We start from the raw sequence: 3,393 nt of genomic DNA on the forward strand, positions 1-3,393 counted from the left end.
TATTTGGTGACTTCAGCACTCACTGCAGTACCAGGAGTTCACTCAAATCTCGAGCGCTGAGAACCGACCGGCGCCCGAGTTCCCAGATGCGCTCTCAGGGTTTCGTCGGCGCCCGACGTCGGGCGCGCGCTACCCATGGCCTCGACTTCCAACCGGGCGAGCTCACGTTCGGCCAGCCGGGCGTATCGATCGCCGAAGCTCGCGGCGTAACGGAACACCGCGAACGGGTCGTTGGCGGTGGCGATATGTTCCGGGTAAGGGAGATTCAGCGATCCGCGCATCTGCTCGGCCACTTCGTAGTCGCGGAACCGATCGAACACCGAACAGATCGGACCGTCGACGTCGAAGATCAGGCAACGGCGTTCCCCGACCAGCCGGCTCAGCAGGCGGCCCGCCGCCGGATTGTCGTCCGCGACCACAACGTTGTGTGGCCCGCTACCAGCCGGGACGGGGTGCGGTGGATGGTAGATCGGCACGCGCAACGCAATGCTGTCCACGGTCGTCATCGTGTCGGTATGTACGCGAAGGCCGGCGGATGCGTGGTGGTACTGCGGTACCGTCCCGGTGCGGGCGAGGGCGTGGGTGGTGTCGACGAGCGTGGTGCGTGCCATCTCCATCAGTCGCGACGCGGGCAGATTGGTGCCGAGCGCGATGAGATTCGTCAGGTCCACGTCAATCGAATTCTGTTGGAATGAGGCGTTTTCGTCCCGTCCAGACCGTGCTGCCTGCCTACACCGGTCGGAATTTCGTAGTCTAGCCCGGCCTGTCCCGCCGCACCACGGACTAGAAGACCGCCCCGCGCGAATGGTCCAGCGGAACTCCTCCGTATTTGACGCCGACCCGGGCGCGAGTGTCGCGAGGATGACACACTTCGCCCGTGAGATTGATCGACAGCGACGGATACGGTGTGGAACTCACCATTGCCGGATATCAGTTTCCGGACCATATCGATCCGCGAATCCGGTACAGCTGGCTGGTGATCGCCGGTACCGCGAAGTGCCCCGACGGGAACTGGTCCTTCCGCTGGCAGGCATTGAGTCTGGACGACACGGTCGAACTGGCGGACTGGCTACGCCGGATCGCGGCCGAGGCGGAACCGAGTGGTGCGCCCGCCGCCGGTCCCGCCCGGCTCGCCTTCACCGAACCGAATCTGAGTTTCACGGCCACCCGTACCGGGGGTGAGATCGAGTTGCGGATCGGCCTGGATCTGGAGTTCTCCCCACCCTGGGACCGGCGGGCCACCGCGGGCTCGCCGTACCTCGTCACGGCCCGCCTGGCCGCCGCCGATATCGCCACCGCCGGCAAGGACCTGGGCGCCGAAGTGGACAGTTACCTCCCGCCCGGTGGCAGCCTGCTCGGTCGCGCCCGCTGAGCGGCGCACACGGGTCGCGTTCGTGGCGCCTCCACGGGTGATATCGCCCACGTTGCGCCGGGTAGTGCGCGGGCCTTATGGCCGGGAGTGATCCGGGTCCGCCGGCGGCGTCCGCGAGGAGGTCCGGAAGAGTCCGGATACTCCCGTTTCAGCAGGTGAAAGGGGGGTTAACTGAATATGAAGGTTTGCTGGGCCACGCTGTCGCCGGTCACGGACCCCGGTAATGGCCGTTCCGGGTCTGCTTGCTGCCGGAGTGCTGATCCGGTGACGCGCAAGCGCGACACACCCGTAGAATGTCGAGTGCCCCCACACCCGCCCGATCAGGGAGCGCACGGTGACCAACGCCGACCAACCGGCAGTCAGCAATCCCACCGCAACCGACGAGACCGAGAATCCGCCCCGCGAGGAATGCGGAGTCTTCGGAGTCTGGGCCCCGGGGGAGGACGTGGCCAAGCTCACCTACTACGGCCTCTATGCCCTGCAGCACCGCGGCCAGGAAGCCGCGGGCATCGCGGTCTCCGATGGTTCGCAGGTGCTGGTCTTCAAGGATCTCGGCCTGGTCAGCCAGGTGTTCGACGAGCAGACCCTGGCCGCCATGCCGGGCCACGTCGCAGTCGGCCACTGCCGCTACTCCACCACGGGAGCCACCACCTGGGAGAACGCCCAGCCGATCTTCCGCACCACCGCTGTCGGTTCCGGGCTCGCGCTCGGTCACAACGGCAATCTGGTCAATACCGCCGAATTGGCCGACCGCGCACGTGAACTCGGTCTGGTCGCCGGCCCCGGCCGCCCCGGCGCCGTCTCGGCGACCTCCGACTCCGATGTGATGACCGCGCTGCTGGCGCACGCCTCCGCGGATTCGAGTATCGAGCAGGCCGCCATGGAGTTGCTGCCCACGGTGCGCGGCGCCTTCTGCCTGACCTTCATGGACGAACACACCCTCTACGCCGCCCGCGATCCGCACGGTGTCCGCCCGCTGGTGCTGGGCCGCCTGGAACGTGGCTGGGTGGTCGCCAGCGAAACCGCCGCCCTCGATATCGTCGGCGCCTCCTTCGTCCGCGAGATCGAACCGGGCGAATTGCTCGCCATCGACGCCGACGGCGTCCGCTCCTCCCGATTCGCCAATCCCGAACCCAAGGGCTGCGTTTTCGAGTACGTGTATCTGGCCCGCCCCGACAGCGCCATCTCCGGGCGCTCGGTGCATGCCACCCGCGTCGATATCGGCCGCCGCCTCGCCGCCGAACACCCGATCGACGCCGATCTCGTGATCCCGGTCCCCGAATCCGGCACCCCCGCCGCGGTCGGCTACGCGCAGGGATCCGGCGTGCCCTACGGGCAGGGCCTGATGAAGAACGCCTATGTCGGCCGTACCTTCATCCAGCCCAGCCAGACCATCCGCCAGCTCGGCATCCGGCTGAAACTCAACCCGCTGCGCGAAGTGATCCGCGGCAAACGCCTCATCGTCGTCGACGATTCGATCGTCCGCGGCAACACTCAGCGCGCCCTCATCCGGATGCTGCGCGAAGCCGGCGCCCTGGAGATCCACGTCCGGATCGCCTCCCCGCCGGTGAAATGGCCGTGCTTCTACGGGATCGATTTCGCTTCCCGCGCGGAACTGGTCGCCAACAACGCCGGCATCGATCCCGACGGAATGCCCGCCGACCCGGATGCGATGCACGACATGGTCGAGGGCGTCCGCCGCTCCATCGGAGCCGACACCCTCGGCTATATCTCGATCGACGGAATGGTCGCCGCCACCGAACAGCCCCGCACCCGCCTGTGCTGCGCCTGTTTCGACGGAAACTACCCGATCCCGCTGCCCACCGAAGCCGCGATCGGCAAGAATCTGCTGGAGTTCGGGGGGCGGTCTCAATCCCGCGTCCTTACCGAGAACGCCAACGCGAGCGCCCTGAGCCGGCCGTAGCGGCTGTGTTTTTTGGCGCCGCCTGCGGCGGCGCGGGGTTGAGGCCCCCTTGGTCTCGCCGTTTCGGCCTCGAGACTCGAGCCTTCGGCTCATGCGC

3 protein-coding genes are annotated in these 3,393 nt (G+C 67.2%); 2 read left to right on the top strand and 1 reads right to left on the bottom strand.

The genetic code is table 11. The features are described from left to right. Positions 1-38 precede the first annotated feature (38 nt). On the bottom strand, positions 39-671 hold the full coding sequence (locus tag AB0H42_RS35530) for a hypothetical protein (RefSeq protein WP_357064234.1): 633 nt from the start codon (positions 669-671) through the stop codon (positions 39-41). Between the two features lie 206 nt (positions 672-877). Between AB0H42_RS35530 and AB0H42_RS35535 the strand changes: the two genes are divergently transcribed. Both AB0H42_RS35535 and purF read left to right on the top strand, forming a co-directional pair. Continuing rightward, positions 878-1,372, top strand: a complete 495-nt coding sequence (locus tag AB0H42_RS35535; RefSeq protein WP_357064236.1) for a hypothetical protein — start codon at positions 878-880, stop codon at positions 1,370-1,372. Between the two features lie 334 nt (positions 1,373-1,706). Further along, the gene (gene purF / locus AB0H42_RS35540; RefSeq protein ID WP_357064239.1) at positions 1,707-3,296 is read left to right on the top strand and encodes an amidophosphoribosyltransferase; all 1,590 of its coding nucleotides are present in this window, start codon (positions 1,707-1,709) and stop codon (positions 3,294-3,296) included. The last annotated feature ends 97 nt before the right edge of the window (positions 3,297-3,393 follow it).

Source organism: Nocardia sp. NPDC050799, assembly GCF_040654015.1.
GTDB lineage: Bacteria > Actinomycetota > Actinomycetes > Mycobacteriales > Mycobacteriaceae > Nocardia.